Origin of the sequence: Stenotrophomonas sp. 8(2023), from assembly GCF_030345295.1 — a bacterium.
GTDB classification, from domain to species: domain Bacteria; phylum Pseudomonadota; class Gammaproteobacteria; order Xanthomonadales; family Xanthomonadaceae; genus Stenotrophomonas; species Stenotrophomonas muris.
This window is the reverse complement of the sequence record NZ_CP128404.1, coordinates 2512412-2530910: the sequence shown is the minus strand read 5'-3', so window position 1 is coordinate 2530910 and position 18499 is coordinate 2512412. Positions and strand designations below refer to the sequence as shown.

Below are 18499 nucleotides of genomic sequence, written 5' to 3'. Positions count from 1 at the left end.
CGCCGCTGGCGTCTGTCTGCCTGAAGCATCCGAGATCATCCCCATGGCCCGCGCCGCCCAGTCCGCTTCACCCGTTGCGATCTCTCCGCTCACGCCCGTGCCGATCGGCACTCGCCGCGGCCACTCGCAACCGTTGGATCTCCCAGAACTGGTGCAGCGCGTGCTGTTCGTCGCCACCGAGATGGCCGACTTCATCAAGGCCGGCGGACTGGGCGATGTGGCCGCGGCGTTGCCGCGTGCGGTGCGCGGTGCATGTGATTCGCGCGTGCTGCTGCCCGGCTACCCGGAGGTTCTGCAGCGCCTGCCACAGCTGCGACCGGTGGGGCGGGTCAGCGCCCGAGCCGGGTTGCCCGCGTGCACGATCGGCATGGCGGTGCAGGCCGACGGCCTTCCTATCTACGTGCTGCTGTCGCCTGGGCTGTACGAGCGCGAGGGCTCGCCCTACGTGGATGGGCAGGGACAGGAGTGGAAAGACAACGCGGTCCGCTTCGCCACGCTTTCGCATGCGGCTGCGGAGATTGCGGCCGGGCGCGCCGGGCTGGACTGGACGCCGCAGCTGCTGCACCTGAATGACTGGCCGGTGGCCATGGCTGCCGCCTACGTACGCTGGGACCGGACAGCCGTGCCGACCCTGCTGACCATCCACAACCTGGCCTATCAGGGGCTGTTTCCCTACGCGCTTGCGCCGGTGCTGGGCGTGCCGGCCGAACACCTGGATGAACTGCACTTCCACGGGCAGATGTCGTTCCTGCAGGGCGGCATCACCAATGCCACGCGGCTGAACACGGTCAGCCTGCGCTACGCGCAGCAGATCACCGCCCCGGATGACGGCTGCGGGCTGCATGACCTGTTGGCGCGCCGGGCGGCCGGCGGACACCTGAGTGGCATCGTCAACGGCATCGACGCCAGCTGGGATCCACGCCGCGACATCCACCTCAAGGCCCATTTCGGCATCGGCGAATGGACCGGGCGCGCCACCAACGCGCATGCGGTGCGCAAGGCGTTCGGGCTGGCGCCGTCGACCGGACCGCTGTTCGCGGTGGTCTCCCGCCTGGTGCACCAGAAAGGCCTGGACATCACCTGCGACGTGGCACCGCAGATCGTGGCGGCCGGCGGCCAGCTGGTCATCATCGGCGGCGGCGAGACGCAGGTGGAAGCGCAGGTGCAGGCGCTGGCCCGGCGCTACCCCGGACGGGTGGGCGCATTCATCGGCTTCGAAGAGGCGCTGGCCCGCCAGATGTTTGCCGGCGCCGACTTCCTGCTGATGCCTTCACGCTTCGAACCCTGCGGGCTGAGCCAGATGTACGCGCAGCGCTTCGGCTGCCTGCCCATCGCACACGCGACCGGCGGGCTGGTGGATACCGTCGAGGATGGCGTGACCGGATTCCTGTTCCACGGCGCCAATGCCGATGGCCTGCGCCGCTGCGTGGAACGGGCGATGCGCACCTTCCGCCTGCCCGGCCTGCTGCAGGCCATGCGCCGCGCCGCCATGCTGCGGCCGGGTGGCTGGGATGCGGCCGGTCGCGCGTATCTGGCCCTGTACCAGCAGACCTGCCAGGTGGCCGCATGAGCCACGACAGCCTGCATCTGGCCGCCCTGGAGGATGAAGCGATCACGGAGACGGGATTGGATCAGCGTATCGCCCCGGCGCTGCAGGACCTCGTCCACGCGCGCCCGGCCGATGCATTCGCCTGGCTGGGCCCGCATCGCCAGCCAGAAGGCGGACGCCAGCTGCGCGTGCTGGTGCCGCATGCGCAGCGCGTCGAGGTGATTGCAGACGATGGGCGGCGCTGGAGCCTGTCCCCTGGCCCGTTGCCCGGCCTGTTCGAGGGCGCGGCCGGTGACGCGGCGATACCGCTGCTTGCCCTGCATTTCGAACAGGGCGTGGAGCAGGTGCACGATGCCTATGCGTTCGGTCCACTGTTGGACGAAGCCCTGCTGCAGCGGTTCCATGCCGGTGATGCCGATGCGGCGCGGCAGCTGGGTGCGGTGCCGATGCAGGTGCAGGGCATTGCGGGCGTGCGCTTCGCGGTGTGGGCGCCCAATGCCCAGCGGGTCGCCGTGGTTGGCGATTTCAACGGGTGGGACGGCCGACGCCATCCGATGCGGCTGCGTCACACCGCCGGCGTGTGGGAGCTGTTCCTGCCGGGCGTGCAGGCCGGTGCCCGCTACAAATTCCGCATCGTCGGCGCCGACGGCCGGGTGATGCCCGACAAGTTCGATCCGATGGCGCGCTGGGCCGAGCTGCCACCGGCGACCGCATCGCGGGTGCCTTCGGCTGGGCAAATGGAGTGGCACGATGATGCTTGGTTGGCGGCCCGCCGCCTGGCCGGAACCTGCGCGCCGCTGTCGATCTACGAAGTGCATGCGGGTTCCTGGCAGCGCAGCGACGATGGTGCGCCGCTGGACTGGGATGCCCTGGCCGACCGTTTGATTCCGTACGTGGCCGGTCTTGGCTTCACCCATATCGAGCTGTTGCCGGTGAGCGAGCATCCCTTCGGCGGTTCCTGGGGCTATCAGCCGCTGGGGATCTACGCGCCGACGGCACGCCATGGCACGCCACAGGCCTTCGCACGCTTCGTGGACCGCTGTCACCAGGCCGGCGTGGGAGTGATCGTGGACTGGGTGAGCGCGCACTTCCCCAACGATGCGCATGGCCTGGCCGGGTTCGATGGCACCGCGCTGTACGAGCATGCCGACCCGCGCGAAGGGGTGCACGCCGACTGGGACACGCTGATCTACAACTACGGCCGCAACGAAGTGGCCGCCTACCTGATCGGCAGTGCGTTGGAGTGGGTGGAGCGCTTCCATGTCGACGGTCTGCGCGTGGACGCCGTAGCGTCGATGCTGTACCGGGATTACAGCCGTGCCGAGGGGGAGTGGGTACCCAACGAGCAGGGCGGGCGCGAGAACCTGCAGGCGGTCGCTTTCCTGCGGCGGATGAACCAGACGCTGCGGGAGCGCTTCCCGGACGTGCTGGTGATCGCCGAGGAATCCACCGCGTGGCCGGGGGTGACAGCGCCGGTGGAGGAGGGCGGGCTTGGCTTCACCCACAAGTGGAACATGGGCTGGATGCACGACACCCTGCAGTACCTGGGGCGCGATCCGGTCCATCGTTCGCATCACCACAGCCAGATCAGCTTCGGCCTGGTCTACGCCTTCTCCGAACGGTTTGTGCTGCCGCTGTCCCACGACGAGGTGGTGCATGGCAAGGGCGCGCTGCTGGCCAAGATGGCGGGCGAGCCGGCACAGCGGCTGGCCCAGCTGCGCGCGTATTACGGCTTCATGTGGGCGCACCCGGGCAGCAAACTGCTGTTCATGGGCGGCGAGTTCGGCCAGGGCCATGAGTGGTCGCACGATGCGGCACTGGACTGGGCACGGGCGGCCAGCAACGAGGGCCAGGGCCTGTCGCGCCTGGTGGGCGACCTCAATAACGTGCTCCGCGCCGAACCTGCGTTGCATCGCGACGAACGCGACGAACGCGGCTTCGACTGGAGCGTGGCGGACGACAGTCGCAACAGCGTCTACGCCTTCATCCGCCGGGATCCTGCCGGCAGCGGCCGCACCCTGCTGGTGGTGACCAACTTCACCCCGGTGCGTCGCGACGGCTACCGGGTCGGGGTGCCGCAACCGGGGCGCTGGAGCGAACGGCTCAACACCGACAGCGCGTATTACGGTGGCGGCAATGCGGGAAACCTCGGCGCAGTGCATACCGAGCCGAGGCCGATGCACGGCCACGCGCAGTCGCTGCGGCTCACGCTGCCGCCGCTGTCCACGCTCTACCTGCAGGTTGATGCATGACCACAGTGGCCCCGCGCCTGGGCGCTTGGCCGGTGGCCGGTGACGGGGTGGAGTTCCGCGTGTGGGCACCGGGCGCAAGGACGATGGCGCTGTGCCTGCAAGGCACCCAGCGGCCGATGCAGCGCGACCCGGACGGCTGCCACTGGCTGCGAGTACCGGCATCGCATGGCGACCGCTACCGGTTCCGCCTGCCTTCTGGCCAGGACGTGCCCGACCCGGCCTCGCGCTGGCAGCCGGACGGCATCGACGGCGACAGCGCGGTGGTGCTGGATACGGAGGCAGCGCGGCCTGCCTGGCAGGGGCATGCCTGGCAGGACCTGGTGATCTATGAGGTGCATATCGAGGCCGGGGGCGGCTTCGCGGCGTTGACCGCGCAACTGCCGATGCTGGCCGCGCTGGGCATCACCGCCATTGAACTGATGCCGGTCGCGCAGTTTCCCGGGCAGCGCAACTGGGGCTACGACGGCGTGTTCCCGTATGCGCCGGCCCATGCCTATGGCGGGCCGGCAGCGCTGAGGGCCTTCATCGAAGCGGCGCACGATGCAGGGCTGTCGGTGCTGCTGGATGTGGTCTACAACCACTTCGGACCACAGGGCAACCACCTGCGCGACTACGCGCGCGGGTTCTTCCGTGACGACCGCGGCACGCCGTGGGGCGAGGCCATCGACTTCCGCCAGCCCTGGGTGCGGCGCTTTTTCATCGACAACGCGCTGATGTGGTTGCGCGACTACGGCTTCGATGGCCTGCGCCTGGACGCGGTGCACGCCATTGACGATGACCGTTTCCTGCAGCAGCTGGCCGATGAGGTACGTGCGGTGGCCCCGCACGCGCACCTGGTGCTGGAGAACGAGCGCAACCAGGCGCGATGGCTGCGCGGCGCCTACCAGGGGCAGTGGAACGATGACTTCCACAATGCGCTGCACGTGATGCTGACCGGCGAGCAGGAAGGCTATTACGCGGCCTATGCCGGTCGCGCCGAAGCACTGCTGGCGCGCTGCCTGGCCGAGGGATTCGCCTGGCAGGGTGAACCGGACCTGCGCGGCAATCCCCGCGGCGAACCCAGCGCCGACCTGTCGCCCGCGCGTTTTGTGGTATTCGCGCAGAACCATGACCAGGTGGGCAACCGCGCTTTCGGCGAGCGCCTGTCGATGCTGACCGATCCTGCGCCGCTGCGCGCGGCGCTGGCGCTGACCCTGCTGACGCCGATGATCCCGCTGCTGTTCATGGGCGAGCCGTGGCAGGCGCAATCGCCCTTCCTGTTCTTCACCGACTACGCGCCGCCGCTGGACGAGGCGGTGCGTGAAGGGCGTCGACGTGAGTTCGCTGGTTTCAGCGCCTTTGCCGACGCCGCCGCGCGCGCGCGTATTCCGGACCCGAACGATGCGGCGACCCTGCAGGCGTCGTACACGCCGCCGCCCGGCGATGATCCCTGGTCGCAGCACTGGCTGCGCTGCTCGGGTGAATTCCTCGGCCTGCGCAGGCGCTATCTGCAGCCGGGCCTGCTGCAGGCGCGGTCGCTGGGCGCGCGCGTGCTTGGCCAAGGCGCGGTGCAGGCGGGCTGGCAGTTGCCATCGGGCCAATGGTGGATCGCGATCAACGTGGGCCCTGTGCCGGTGGCGCATGCGGTGCCGGCCGGCGAGTACGTCGTGGGGCCGGACGCTGCCGGGATGCTGCCGGCAGGCGGCGGCGTGCTGGCCTGCTGGGTCGCCGCATGAATACGGATGCAGCGGTGCGGGAGACGGCCCGCCGTGCGGGCCTGCTGGTCCGCTGGACCGACGTGGCCGGTGCCGCGCGCGAGGTCGCGCCGGACGTGCTGCGCGCCGTGCTGGAGGGGCTGCAGTGCGAGGCGGTGCCCGAGCACGCTGGCCTGCGCACGGCCTGCTGCGGACAGCTGCTGGTGATGCCGGAGGCAGCCGGCGCAGCGTGCTGGGTGGATGAGCAGGGCGCAGCGTTGCCCGCCCGTGCCGACGCGCAGGGCCGCTGGCGCGTGCCGGACCAGCCGGGTTACTGGCAGTGGCGCCGGGGCGACCAGCAACAGGCGGTTGCGGTGGCGCCACAGCGTGCCTGGTGGCCGCGGGGCACGCTGCGCGGCTGGGGCCTGTCGGCGCAGGTCTACAGCCTGCGCGCGCCCGGTGATGCCGGCATCGGTGACAGTGCCGGCTGTGCACGATGGAGCGAGCTGCTGCACCGGCACGGCGGCGACGCACTGGCGTTGAGCCCGCTGCACGCGGGCATGCCACCGGGCCCAGGCTACAGCCCCTATTCGCCCAGCGACCGGCGCTGGCTCGACCCGCTGCAGGTCTCCCTGCCGCAGGTATTGCCCGATGCCGCCAACAGCGTGCTGGGCGGGGACGAGGCGCTGGCGGCGGCGGTGGAAGCGGGGACTGCCGCACGTCGCATCGACTGGCCGCACTCGGCGGCAGTGAAGTGGCGCTGGATACGGCAGGTTCGCCAATGGGTTGCAGCGCAGGCACCGTCGCAGCACGCGCAGATCGAAACCTGGCGTGCCATGCAGGGCGATCCGCTGCGGCACTATTGCCAGCATGCCGCCGACCGGTTCACCGGCAGCGCGGACGACCATGCGTTTGCGCAGTGGTTGGCACAGCAGGGCTGGGCGCAGGTACACGCCACGCTGCGCGACGAGGGCGCTTTGATCGGGTTGATTGCCGACCTGGCCGTGGGCTGCGCGCCGCAGGGCGTGGAGGCACGCACCGGGGGTGCTGATCTGCTGCAGGGACTTGAGCTGGGGGCGCCGCCGGACGCGTTCAATCCGCTCGGCCAGGCCTGGGGCATCACCAGCTGGTCACCGATGGCGTTGCTGCGCGAGGGCTTCGCCCCCTACCTTCGCGTGCTGCGCGCCGTGATGTCCGGCCGCGGCGGGCTTCGCATCGATCACATCCTGGGCCTGCTGCGGCTGTGGGTGTTGCCCCGTGGCGCGGACGCCGGGCAGGGCGTGTACCTGCGCTATCCGTTCGATGATCTGATCAACCTGCTGGTGCTGGAGTCCTGGCGGCATCGCTGCGTGCTGATCGGCGAAGACCTGGGCGTGGTTCCGCCGGGCATGCGCCAGCGGCTGGCAGCCCGGGGCATTCTGGGCATCGAGGTGCTGCCGTTTGCCCGCAACGGCGCGCGCTTCCTGCCGGCGCCGCAGTGGCGCCGCGATGCAGTGGCCATGCCCTCCACCCATGACCTGCCACCGCTGGCCGGTTGGCTGCGCGGGCGTGACCTGCGCTGGCGCGCACGCCTGGGTGAGCTGGCGGATCTGCCAGCGGCACTGCGCGCGCGTGCCAGCGACGCGCAGGCACTGTCTGCGGTGGTTGGCGGCGAGGGCGCGCCGCTGGACGCCAGGGCGTTGTCTCTGGTCGCCCACGCGGCGTCCCGGCTGGCGTTGCTGCCGCTGGAAGACGCGCTGGGCGGTCGCGCACAGGTGAACCTGCCAGGCACCGTCGGCGGCCATCCCAACTGGCGCCGCCGCCTGCCGCCGACGTGGGATGCTGACGCGGCCGATGCGCGCGTGGCGCGCCTGAGTGCCACGCGCCGCAGGGCCGGGCAATGACGGGGTTGCGTGCCACCGCGCGCCTGCAGCTGCACGCAGGCTTCGACCTCGGGGCGGCTGCCGCGCAGGTGCCGTACTACGCCGCGCTGGGCGTCAGCCACCTTTACCTGTCACCGATCGCTTCGGCGGTGCCCGGGTCGACGCATGGCTACGATGGCATCGACCCGGCTCGCATCAATCCGGAACTGGGCGGTGAAGCGGGCTTCCGGCAGCTGGCGGAAGTGACGCGCGCGCACGGCATGGGCCTGATCCTGGACATCGTGCCCAACCATCTGGCGGCGTCCCCGCACAGCCAGTGGTGGAGCGATGTGCTGATGCACGGGCCTCGAAGCCCGCACGCAGCTTGGTTTGACATCGAGTGGGAGGCGCCGGGCTGCGAGGGCCGGCTCTGGCTGCCGGTACTGGACCGGCCGTTGCACGACGCGGTACGCGACGGCGTGGTGCGCGTGGTGGTGGACAACGCGCGGCCCGTGCTGCGCCACCATGGCCTGGCATTGCCGTTGTCGCCGCGCAGCCATCCGCTGGAACCCGCGCAGTGGCCGGCGTGGGCCGAACGCTGCAACCGCAGCGTTGAACGGTTGCACACGCTGCTGCAGCGGCAGCACTACCGTCTGGCCTGGTGGCGCACGGCCGGCGATCAGGTGAACTACCGGCGCTTTTTCGATATCAACGAACTGGCCGCGCTGCGGGTGGAGCGCGAGGATGTGTTCGAGGCAGTGCATGCGCTGCCGCTGCGGCTGGTACGCGAGGGATGGGTGGACGGCCTGCGCATCGACCACGTGGATGGCCTGTCCTGCCCGGGCGCGTACCTGCAGCGCCTGCGTGAATCGCTCGACGCCGCCTGCGCGGCCGGCGGTCGTGACCCGCAGGCCGTCAGCCTGCATGTGGAGAAGATACTGGCCGAGGGCGAGCAGCTGCCCGACGGCTGGGCCTGCGACGGCACCACCGGCTATGACTTCATGGACCAGGCCGGTGCCTGGTTGCACGATCCGGCGGCTGCACCCGCGCTCTCGCGCACGTGGCAGGCGCTGGGCGGTGACCCGCGCAGCTTCGACCGGATCCAGCAGGACGCCCGCGCCATGTTGCTGCGCCAAGGCCTTCATGCCGACTTCCAGCGGCTGCTGCGCAGCGCGCAGCAGGTCCTGCAGGCGCGGCTGGCCGAAGCCGATATCGGAGTGGCTGCGCTGGCCCGCGCATTGGCTTCCGTGCTGGGGCATTACCGCACCTACCGGCCCTATTCGCTGCAGGGGGCGGGTGAACGAAAGGCGCTGGCGGACGCTTCCGCCGCAGCGCGCCAGGCACTGGACGGTGCCGCACGCGCGGCGCTGGACCTGTTGCTGGCAGCGCTTGCCGGCGAGGCGCAGGCCGAGCGCGTGCTGCGTGCGCGTTTCGGTCAACTGGCCGCGCCGTTGAATGCCAAGTCGGTGGAAGACACCGGGTTCTATCGCTATTTCAGGCTGCTCTCGCGCAACGACGTCGGCAGTGATCCGCAGCGGCTGGGCATGGAGGGGCGCGCGCTGCTGGAACACGCCGCCGCGCGCCTGCGTCGCCATCCCAGGGCGTTGCTTGCGCTTGCGACCCACGATCACAAGCGCGGCGCCGACAGCCGGGCACGGCTGGCGGTTCTCAGTACCTGCACGTTCGAATGGCGGGACGCTGTGCGGCGCTGGAACCGGATGTTGACCCGCGCCGGCGCGCCGATGCCATTGCCGGGTGCCGAGGCCTACGCACTGTGGCAGGCGCTCGTGGCCGCATGGCCGATGCACGGTGCCCCTGGCGCCGACTTCGCCTCGAGGATGGTGCAATGGCTGACCAAGGCATTGCGCGAGGGCAAGCGGGTCAGCAGCTGGTCAGACCCGGATGTGGCCGTGGAGGAGGCCGCCGCGCAGTGGCTGCACGCGCTGCTGGACGCAGCGCCCTTGCAGCCGGTGCGCGAGGCGCTGGCGACGTTCGTGGCGCGCATCGCGCCGGCCGGCGCCTGCAACGGCCTGGCGCAGCTGTGCCTGCAGCACTGCCTGCCCGGCGTGCCCGACCTCTACCAGGGCGGCGAAGGCTGGGACCTGAGCCTGGTGGACCCGGACAACCGGCGTGCCGTGGACTATCCAGCGCGGCAGGCGTGGCTGCGCGATACGCGCGGGTGGCCCGCGCTGCTGGAAGACTGGCGGGACGGTGGCATCAAGGCATTCCTGCTGCGGCAATTGCTGGAGTGCCGCCGCAGGCACCCGCACCTGTTCCTGCATGGCCAGTTGCAGCCGCTGTCCGCGCCTGCGCGCTCGCCGTGGCTGGCGTTCACGCGCAGGCATCAGGCGCAGGTGCTGCTGGTGATCGTGCGGCGGGGTTCGCCCGCCGCCGTGCCTGGGCCCAGCCTGCACGCCGCGCACGACGTTGGCACCGGCGTAGCACTGCACGGTCTGCCGACAGGCCCCATGCGCAACCTCCTGGACGGGCGCATCGAACATTTCAACGCAACCGCGGACGTGGGCAGGCTTCTGGCTGGCAGCCCGCTGGCGATATGGATCAACGAGGAGACAGGTAGGGATGGACAGCAGGGAACGACGGCAGCGGATTGAGGCATTGGCCCACCAGATCTGGGAAGCGGAGGGGCGCCCGGACGATCAGCAGCAGCGGCACTGGCACATGGCCGAGCGCCTGGTGGAGGCCGAGATTGCCGCGGCGCGCGGCGAGGAGGGCACCGATGGCCAGCCGTAAGTGGACGCAGACCTCGCGCGTGCGCGAAGGCCGGCCGTTCCCGCTGGGCGCGACGTGGGACGGGCTGGGCGTGAACTTTGCGCTGTACTCGCGGCATGCCACCCGGGTGGAGCTGTGCCTGTTCGATGCGCGCAACCGTGAAGTCGAGCGCATCGTCCTGCCTGAGTACACCAACGAGATCTGGCACGGCTACCTGCCGGACGTGCGGCCCGGGCAACGCTATGGCTATCGGGTGCACGGCCCGTATGCGCCGGAGGAGGGGCATCGCTTCAATCCCAACAAACTGTTGCTGGACCCCTACGCCAAGCAGATCGTCGGCGAGCTGAAGTGGGCGCCGCACCTGTTCGGCTACACCCTGGGCCACCGCGATGGCGATCTCAGTTTCGACCGCCGCGACAGCGCCAGCTACATGCCACGCTGCGCGGTGATCGATCCGGCCTTCAGCTGGGGTGTCGAACGTGCACCCGCAACGCCCTGGGACCGGACCGTGATCTACGAAGCGCACGTGCGCGGACTGACCATGCAGCACCCCGATGTCCCGCAGGCCGAGCGCGGCACCTTCTCTGCCCTGCGCCACGACGCGGTGGTCGACCACCTCAGCCATCTGGGGGTGACCGCCATCGAGCTGCTGCCGGTGCATGCCTACGTGGATGACCAGCAGCTGCTCGAGCGCGGGCTGCGCAACTACTGGGGGTACAACACCATCGGCTTCTTCGCGCCGCAGCCACGCTACCTGTCGCTGGGCACCGTGGCCGAGTTCAAGCAGATGGTCGCGCGGCTGCACAGTGCCGGCATCGAAGTGATCCTGGACGTGGTCTACAACCACACCGCCGAAGGCAATGAGCTGGGCCCTACGCTGTCCTTCAAGGGCATCGACAATGCCAGCTACTACCGCCTGGCCGATGATCGCCGCTATTACATCAACGATACCGGCACCGGCAACACGTTCGACCTGACCAATGCCGGCGCGCTGCGCATGGTGATGGACTCGCTGCGCTACTGGGTGACCGAGATGCGGGTGGATGGGTTCCGTTTCGACCTGGCCACCATCCTTGGCCGCGAGCGGCATGGCTTCGATGCCTCGGGCAGTTTCCTTGATGCGGTACGCCAGGACCCGATCCTGAGCCAGGTGAAGCTGATTGCCGAGCCATGGGACATCGGCCCGGGCGGCTATCAACTGGGCCAGTTCCCGCCGGGCTGGGCGGAATGGAACGACCGCTTCCGCGATACGGTGCGCGCGCTCTGGCGCGGCGATGGCGGCCAGTTGCCGGAATTCGCCACGCGCTTCACCGGCTCGGCCGACCTGTTCGAACATCATGGCAGGCGGCCCTCGGCCAGCATCAACCTGGTGACGGCGCACGATGGGTTCACCCTGCACGATCTGGTGAGCTACAACGATCGCCACAACGAGGCCAACGGCGAAGACAACCGCGATGGCCACTCGCACAACCTCTCCAGCAACCACGGTGTGGAGGGCGACACCGATGATGCGGCGATCCTCTCGTTGCGTGCGCGGCAGATGCGCAACCTGCTGGCCACGCTGCTGTTCGCGCAGGGCACGCCGATGCTGCTGGCCGGCGATGAGTTCGGCCATTCGCAGCAGGGCAACAACAACGCCTACTGCCAGGACAACCCGCTGAGCTGGATCGACTGGGAGCGTGCGGCATCGCCGGCTGCACAGGCGCAGGTGGCGTTCGTACGCCGGGCGCTGTCGCTGCGCCGACGCTATGGCCTGCTGCGCAGGAACCGGTTCCTGCGCGGCGAATACGATGAAGCGCTGGGCCTGCGCGATATCGACTGGCGGCATCCTGACGGCCGCAGCATGGAGGAAGCGGACTGGCATGACGCAGGGCTGCGTGCGCTGCTGATCGTGCTGGACGGCCGCAGCCCGGACAGCGGCCTGCGCGAGCCCGGGCGGCATGTCAGCCTGGCCCTGCTGTTGAACGCCGGAGACCAGCCGCAGCGGTTCAGTGTGTCGGATGAAGCCTTGTCGTTCCGGCGCGTACTGCTGCAGACCGACGAAACGCCGTTGGAGCCGGATGAAGCAGGTGCCTGGACCCTGCCGCCGCGCAGCCTGTGCCTGCTTGCGGCCAGCAGCAGCGCCTGACGGCAGCGCGCGTACAGGCGGTGCTGCGATGACTGGCCAGCGCCGGGCCTTTGCCCGGCGCACCGCAGTCAGCCCATCAGGTAGCGCAGCAGCCCGGCCGAGGCCACGCCGATCAGCACCGTCGGCAGCATCGACAGCCGCGTGGCGGCCAGCAGGGTGATCGCCAGCGCGGCCAGGTCGGCGGGCTTGTCGGCGACGAAATCCGGAGCGATCACCGAGATCAGCACGCAGCCCGGCGCGGCTTCCATCACCGTCACCGCGCGCTTGCCCAGCGTGCGGTTGCGCAGCGCGAGGAAGCCGACGATGCGGGTCAGGTAGGTGGCGGCGGCCATCAGCACGATGGTCAGCACCGAGGACCAGTGGATCAGGCCGTTGAAGATCATGCTGCGTCCTCCGCCAGCAGCCAGGCGGCGGCCAGGCCGGCCAATGCGCCGCTGGCCACGTACCACGCACCCGGGATCAGCAGATAGGTGGCGGCGGCCACGACCAGGCTGACCAGCCACGGGCGCGCGGCCTTCATGCCCTGCCACATGCCGCGCAGCAGCACCAGGAACACGGCGGGGAAGGCCATGTCGAAGCCGTAGGCGTGGATGTCGCCCAGCAGCGGCCCGACGATCGCACCCAGCGCGGTGCAGGCCACCCAGACGGTGTAGAGGCCCGCGGAGACGCCCAGGTAATAGGCCAGGCTGAAGCCGAGCGCACGGCGGCGCGCATCGGCCACGCCCATCGCCCAGCTTTCGTCGCACATGAAGAACAGGGCCGGCAGCACCCGGCGGCGCGGCAGGTGCTGCAGCAGTGGGGCCAGGCTGGCGCCCATCAGCAGATGGCGGCTGTTGACCAGTGCGGTGATCGCCACGATCAGCGCGATGTGCGGTGGCGAGGTCCACAGTTCGACGGCGGCGAACTCCGAGCCGCCAGCGAAGTTGAGGCCCGTCATCAGTGGCACTTCCAGTGCGCTCAGGCCTTTCTGGGCGGCCTGCGCGCCGAGCACCAGGGCGAAGGGAATGAAACCGATCATCACCGGCACGGCGGCGCGCAGGCCGCGCAGGAATTCGGCACGCGGCGCGGTATCGCAGGTGTCGGGCAGGGGGAGGGTGGTACGGGCGTCCATGGAACGGCACAACGAGGTGGGGGTGGCCCATGCTAGCGGTCCGATCGCGAAATCGGGTTGCGTTGATGCCACTGGATTCTGGATGATTGATATTTCATGCGGCCAAAAGTGACAAGGGCGAAATCCCATGCAGTATCAGCTCGACAACCTCGATCGGCGTATCCTCGACGCCCTGCAGCGCGACGGCCGCCTGCAGAACCTGGAGCTTGCCCGGCTGGTCGGGCTGTCGCCGTCGGCCTGCCTGCGTCGGGTGCGGCTGCTGGAGGAAGGCGGCTACATCGACCGCTACGTGGCCTTGTTGAACGAGGCCAAGGTGGGCCGTGGCTTCACGGTATTCGTCCGCGTGTGGCTGCGCGGGCAGGACGAGGACACCACCAATCACTTCATCAACAGCATCAAGTCTTTCCCGGAAGTGCTTGAATGCCATCTGATGGCCGGTGACTGCGATTTCCTGCTGCGGGTGGCGGTGGCCGACCTTGATGCCTACCGGCAGTTCCAGATGCAGCACCTGAACCGGATCGCCGGGGTGCAGAACACCAAGACCGAGATTCCGATGCAGCGGATCAAGCAGACGACCCAGCTGCCGCTGTGAAGGGCGGGGGTTTCCGCCCGGGTGGCGCCCGGCACCCGCAGGTAGTGCCGGCCGCTGGCCGGCAACCCCAGAAGCAACAGCCGAAGCAACAGCCGAAGCAACAGCGTGCATTCCGTTGGATGGCGGGGTGGGTCCGGTTGCAGGGGACGCCGTAAACCCTTCCATGGGGGCTTGGCCGCGGCATTCATGCCGCGGACGCCCCTGCAACCAGACCCACCCCGCCTTCGACAGTTCCCCGCAATCTGCCGGAACGGCATGAACTGCTCTTGGTGGGTGTCGACCTTGGTCGACACGTTTGGGCCGGCACGGGGTCGGATCCCGTTGCTGCGCAACGGGCTCTGACCCCAGGCGTGGATGAGGTGGTCCGTTCGATTTATTGATTCCTGATGGGTGACTGGCTTCACGTCGGCTGTAGGCGGCGGTCATCGCAATGACATGTGGCCCCGCTACGGTTTGAGCCCGCTTGCGGGTCGCGCGCGGGCCGGGGTGCTGGTCCTGGTGCGCGTCCACTGCAGCTGCTGTCGCTGCCGAGGGTCATGTGTTCTACGTCAGGGGGCTGAATGGACACCATGCGGTCAGAACTTGGAAGGTGGCCATCGTCGCGTGGCTGCTGCTGTCCTCTGCCGCTGCCGGGCAGGACGGAGTTCATGCCTACGACATCCCTGCGCAACCGCTGGAACAGGCGGTCGAGCGCTTCAGCGTCATCAGTGGGTGGTCGGTGATGTACCCGGGCGACCTGGCCGCGGGCCGCAGCAGCCATGCGCTGCGCGCCAGCCTGGAGCCGCTGCCTGCCTTGCAGGTGCTGTTGCAGGACTCCGGCATCGAGGTCGAGGTGATCGGCGCGCAGCGCGTGGTGCTGCGCCGGGGCACGTCCTCGGCCGCCGAACCCGGTGTTGGCGCCGAACTTCCCGAGGCCGAACGTCGGCGTCGCTATGGCGGGCTGCAGCAGCGGCTGCGTGCGGCGTTCTGTGACGACCCGGAGATCGCGCCCGGCCGCTACGCCGCGACGCTGCGCTTCCGCATCGACGGCGCGGGCCGGGTGAGCGAGCCCGAGCTGCTGTCCGGCAGTGGTAGTGCCCGCCGCGATGCACGCCTGCTGCAGGCGCTGCAGGGCCTGGTGCTGGCGACCGAGGCCGCCGCGCTGGCGCAGCCGGTGACCCTGCAGATCCGTCCTTCCGGCACCGACCACGACTGTGGCGGGCGCGCGCCCCTTCCATGACTTCAAGGATTCGAACATGAGCAACGGTACGGCTGGCGCAGTTGACCTGATGGACCACCTTCTGGGGGCCTACGACGAGCTGAAGCGCCGGTTGGTGCGCAAGCTGGGATCGGAGGAACTGGCCGGTGACGCGCTGCAGGACACCTGGATGCGCCTGAGCGCGCGCCGTGACCGCCTGGACGCCGTGCAGAACCCTGCGGCCTACCTGCTGCGCATGGCGATGAATACCGTGATCGACCGCCAACGTGCCGACCATCGCCTGCTGAGCCTGGAAGAGGTGGAGACGCTGATGGACATGGCCGACCCGGCACCGGGGCCGGCGCAGGCGGCCGAACTGGACTTCGCGCTGGAGGACATGGTGGGCCTGCTGCAGCGCATGCCCGAGCGGCGTCGCCGCATCCTGCTGGCAATCCGCGTCGATGGCCTGCAGCAGCGTGACGTCGCCGATCACCTCGGCGTGTCGCTGCGGCTGGTGCAGCGTGAGCTGAAGGCGGCCCAGGACTACCTGGCCGAGCGCAGCGGGCAGGGGCGCCAGGTGCGGTTCTGAGCGGCGGCATCCGTCTACACTTTGACGCCGAGCAGAACCCCGCAGCGTGCGGGTCCGGCATGAGCCCCCATGGATCCTGACGATCACCCGCAACGCCCGCTGGATGCCGTCGAGCGCCAGGCGCACGCGTGGGTGGTGCGGCTGACCTCGGGCGAGGCTACTGCGGCCGACGGGCGCAGCTTCCGCGCGTGGTGCGAGGCTGATCCCCGTCATCGCGAAGCATTCGGCCGTGCGCGCCGGCAATGGGAGCAGGTACGCCTGGCCGGCGAGCAGCTGCCTGCCGCTGCACGCCAACCGGTCGTGCCGACGCCGACCCAGCGCTGGAGCCGGCGTGCCTTCCTGGGTGCCGCGATTGCCGCCCCGGCCAGCCTGGCAGTGGTGGCGGCGATCCGTCCGCCGCTGGGGCTGTGGCCCTCGGTGACGGCGATGACGGCCGACTTCCACACCGGTACCGGTGAACGGCTGCAGATCGCACCTTCGCCACAGCTGAAGATCGAGCTGGATACGCAGAGCAGCCTGCGCCGCCGTGCGGACACGGAGGGCGAAGGCTTCGAGCTGGTGCAGGGCCAGGCCGCGATCGAGATCCGGGCCGGCCTGCGCCTGGCCCTGTTCGCAGGGGCGGGCTGCGTGATTGCCGATGAAGGGGCGGTGCGCCTGGACGTGCGCAACACCCACGGCCAGGTACGGGTGACCTGCCTGCAGGGCAGCGCCCGGATCGAGCACCCGCAGGGCCGCCTGCAGCTGCAGGCGGGCCAGCAGACCCGGTACGACGAGCGCCTCAGTGGCGTGGTGGCCGAAGCCGTGGCCTCGGAAGTGAGTGCCTGGACCGAAGGCATGCTGGTGTTCCGCCGGGCGCCGCTGCGCGAGGTGGTGGAGGAGATCAACCGCTACCGCCGCGGCAAGGTGCTGCTGGGTGAATCGGCATTGGCGCGCGCCCCGGTCAGCGGCCGCTTCCGCATCGATGATCCGGATGCGGCGCTGGAGCAGCTGCGACTGACGATGTCGCTGGATCTGCGTCGCTTTCCAGGTGGCATTGCCGTCCTTGGTTAGGTGAAGACGCTGGCCGTGCGCGCCGCGCAGGGCTGTTGCAAGCAAGGAGACGCCAAGGATGCGCAACGAGACCATCGGTGTGCTGGATCTGCGCCGCAATCTGTCGGCGTTGCTGGAAACCACCCAGCGACGGCCGTTGATGGTGCACCGCTACGGCTCGCCATGGGTATGCGTGGTATCGGACGCACAGTGGCAGCAACAGGCCGTGCTGCTGGACTTCGATCCGCAGTCGCACCCGCTGGCGATGCTGTTGCGCCTGCAGCAGCAGGTGCTGCCGCTGGCTGAAACCGGTGTGTTGCCGCCTGCGGCGCTGGCACGCGCACTGCTGCTGATGGACATGCATGGCATCAGGGATCTCGCGCTGCTGCACGAGCAGGTGCTGCACCATCGGCTGTGGCACTGGTTCGTGGCGGGCACCCGCGGGCTGATGGACGGCTGGCAGCTGCCCGCGGTGCGCATTGCGATGGCGTCGTGGTGCGATGACGTGGACATGACAGACGCGCTGGTCGCGTTCGCCGCGCGCAGCGACGTGGCGGTACTGGCCCGCCGCTGCGGGGGTGACGCACCGCGCCTGCAGCGCGAAGCCTGCAGGCGGATGACGCTGCGATGACGTTGCCGATGAAGCACCACCCAGCGCACAGAGCGGCATTCGCGCTGTCGCTTCACCTGCCTTGCTGACGTCTTCTCCAGAGTACGACGCACCACGCGTCGCGGAGCACGGGCGACGAAGATGGCAGACAGTCGCAGGATCAGCATGCTGGAGCTGGATCGCCACCTGAGCCGGTCACTGGAGCAGGCGCGGCACACGCCCTTGAATGTGCAACGCTACGGACACTCGTGGGTCTGGGTGCTGTCCAGTGATGCCTGGGCCGATGCCGCGCGCTGGGCGGCACTGGACAGCAGCGCGCATCCATTGGCGGCGCTGCGGCACGCCCTTGATCTGCAGCTGCGGCCGTGGTCCGAAGCAGCCATGAACGCGCTGCCGCTTGACGCAGGCGATGCGCGGCTGCTGCAACGTGCGGCCCTGCTGGTGGTCGTGCGTGATCTCAACAGTGCGCAGCGCGTGTACGACGATCTGCGCTATCACCAGGCCTACCGCACGTTCATCGGCCTCGACCATGGCACCGCGTGGTCGCCGATGCAGTGCGTGCGCCTGTTGCAGGCGTGCGCGCTTCCGCTGCTGCGCGGCTGCATCGACGAAACGCTGGCCAGTGTGCCGCCACACCTGCTCGAGGCGGCACGCGGACCGGCTGCGCCGGCGCCCGCCCAGGCACATGCGCAGCGAATTGCCGGCGGATGTTTATCGTACTGACACATGCACCGCTGACCATGGCGCAGCGGTCTCTTCCAGGATGACGAGGGCGGAACAATGGCAAGGCAGGTGGGTGGTCGCAGGGCTCGGCAGCAGGGTTTCAGCCTGATCGAGATCATGGTGGTGGTGGTGATCATCGGCATTCTCGCGGCATTGATCGTGCCGCGCTTGATGGACCGTCCCGACCAGGCGCGCGTGGTGGCGGCGCGCCAGGACATCGCGGCGCTGATGCAGGCGCTGAAGTTGTTCAAGCTGGACAATGGTCGCTATCCCAGCGCCGAGCAGGGCCTGCAGGCGCTGGTGAAGCCGCCGCAGGGCAGTGGCGCGATGCCGGTCACGCCCTATCTGGATCGCCTGCCGAACGACCCGTGGGGCCACCCGTACCAATATCAGGTGCCTGGCACACATGGCGACATCGATGTGTTCTCGCTGGGTGCGGACAGCAGGCCCGGTGGCGACGCCGGGAACGCGGACATCGGCTCGTGGCAGCTGTGA

The 18499-nt window shown here is 69.4% G+C and carries 16 protein-coding genes; 14 read left to right on the top strand and 2 right to left on the bottom strand.

Annotation, left to right across the window (positions count from 1 at the left end; all coding sequences use genetic code 11):
- Positions 1-43 precede the first annotated feature (43 nt).
- Genes glgA through glgX form a run of 7 tightly spaced genes read left to right on the top strand, consistent with a single transcriptional unit; the run spans position 44 to position 12173 of the window.
- Complete coding sequence (gene glgA / locus QP609_RS11880) at positions 44-1570, top strand: glycogen synthase GlgA (RefSeq protein WP_197621210.1); 1527 nt, start codon at positions 44-46, stop codon at positions 1568-1570.
- Positions 1567-3801: a 1,4-alpha-glucan branching enzyme gene (locus QP609_RS11875; protein WP_197621211.1), complete on the top strand. Its 2235-nt coding sequence runs from the start codon at positions 1567-1569 to the stop codon at positions 3799-3801. The genes glgA and QP609_RS11875 overlap by 4 nt, the downstream gene beginning before the upstream one ends.
- A complete protein-coding gene (gene treZ, locus QP609_RS11870; protein ID WP_197621212.1) occupies positions 3798-5516 on the top strand; it encodes a malto-oligosyltrehalose trehalohydrolase in 1719 nt (572 codons plus the stop codon). Before QP609_RS11875 ends, treZ begins: the two co-directional genes overlap by 4 nt.
- Entirely contained in the window at positions 5513-7357 is a 1845-nt protein-coding gene (locus QP609_RS11865) for a 4-alpha-glucanotransferase (protein WP_197575296.1), read from the top strand. The genes treZ and QP609_RS11865 overlap by 4 nt, the downstream gene beginning before the upstream one ends.
- Complete coding sequence (gene treY / locus QP609_RS11860) at positions 7354-9927, top strand: malto-oligosyltrehalose synthase (protein ID WP_197621213.1); 2574 nt, start codon at positions 7354-7356, stop codon at positions 9925-9927. The genes QP609_RS11865 and treY overlap by 4 nt, the downstream gene beginning before the upstream one ends.
- Positions 9896-10066 carry a DUF2934 domain-containing protein gene (locus QP609_RS11855; protein WP_014647380.1) on the top strand — a complete coding sequence of 57 codons (171 nt, stop codon included), beginning with the start codon at positions 9896-9898 and terminating at the stop codon, positions 10064-10066. Before treY ends, QP609_RS11855 begins: the two co-directional genes overlap by 32 nt.
- Entirely contained in the window at positions 10053-12173 is a 2121-nt protein-coding gene (glgX, locus tag QP609_RS11850; protein ID WP_014647379.1) for a glycogen debranching protein GlgX, read from the top strand. Before QP609_RS11855 ends, glgX begins: the two co-directional genes overlap by 14 nt.
- A 68-nt stretch (positions 12174-12241) precedes the next feature.
- Here the strand turns inward: glgX and QP609_RS11845 are convergent, their stop codons facing one another.
- Entirely contained in the window at positions 12242-12556 is a 315-nt protein-coding gene (locus tag QP609_RS11845; RefSeq protein ID WP_014647378.1) for an AzlD family protein, read from the bottom strand.
- Positions 12553-13284 (bottom strand): AzlC family ABC transporter permease, encoded by a 732-nt coding sequence (locus tag QP609_RS11840; RefSeq protein WP_049439472.1) that lies wholly within the window; start codon positions 13282-13284, stop codon positions 12553-12555. Before QP609_RS11840 ends, QP609_RS11845 begins: the two co-directional genes overlap by 4 nt.
- Before the next feature lie 127 nt (positions 13285-13411).
- Between QP609_RS11840 and QP609_RS11835 the strand changes: the two genes are divergently transcribed.
- From QP609_RS11835 to gspG, 7 genes are all read left to right on the top strand, one after another.
- Positions 13412-13876 (top strand): Lrp/AsnC family transcriptional regulator, encoded by a 465-nt coding sequence (locus QP609_RS11835; protein WP_005413654.1) that lies wholly within the window; start codon positions 13412-13414, stop codon positions 13874-13876.
- A 538-nt stretch (positions 13877-14414) separates the two neighbouring features.
- A complete protein-coding gene (locus QP609_RS11830; RefSeq protein WP_046430979.1) occupies positions 14415-15095 on the top strand; it encodes a TonB-dependent receptor in 681 nt (226 codons plus the stop codon).
- Positions 15096-15111: 16 nt separating this feature from the next.
- Positions 15112-15642: a sigma-70 family RNA polymerase sigma factor gene (locus tag QP609_RS11825; RefSeq protein WP_032961748.1), complete on the top strand. Its 531-nt coding sequence runs from the start codon at positions 15112-15114 to the stop codon at positions 15640-15642.
- A 69-nt stretch (positions 15643-15711) separates the two neighbouring features.
- A complete protein-coding gene (locus tag QP609_RS11820; protein WP_197621108.1) occupies positions 15712-16692 on the top strand; it encodes a DUF4880 domain-containing protein in 981 nt (326 codons plus the stop codon).
- A 58-nt stretch (positions 16693-16750) separates the two neighbouring features.
- Positions 16751-17302 (top strand): hypothetical protein, encoded by a 552-nt coding sequence (locus QP609_RS11815; protein ID WP_046430975.1) that lies wholly within the window; start codon positions 16751-16753, stop codon positions 17300-17302.
- Between the two features lie 120 nt (positions 17303-17422).
- Positions 17423-18004 (top strand): hypothetical protein, encoded by a 582-nt coding sequence (locus QP609_RS11810; protein WP_046430973.1) that lies wholly within the window; start codon positions 17423-17425, stop codon positions 18002-18004.
- A 57-nt stretch (positions 18005-18061) separates the two neighbouring features.
- On the top strand, positions 18062-18499 hold the full coding sequence (gene gspG / locus QP609_RS11805) for a type II secretion system major pseudopilin GspG (protein ID WP_046430971.1): 438 nt from the start codon (positions 18062-18064) through the stop codon (positions 18497-18499).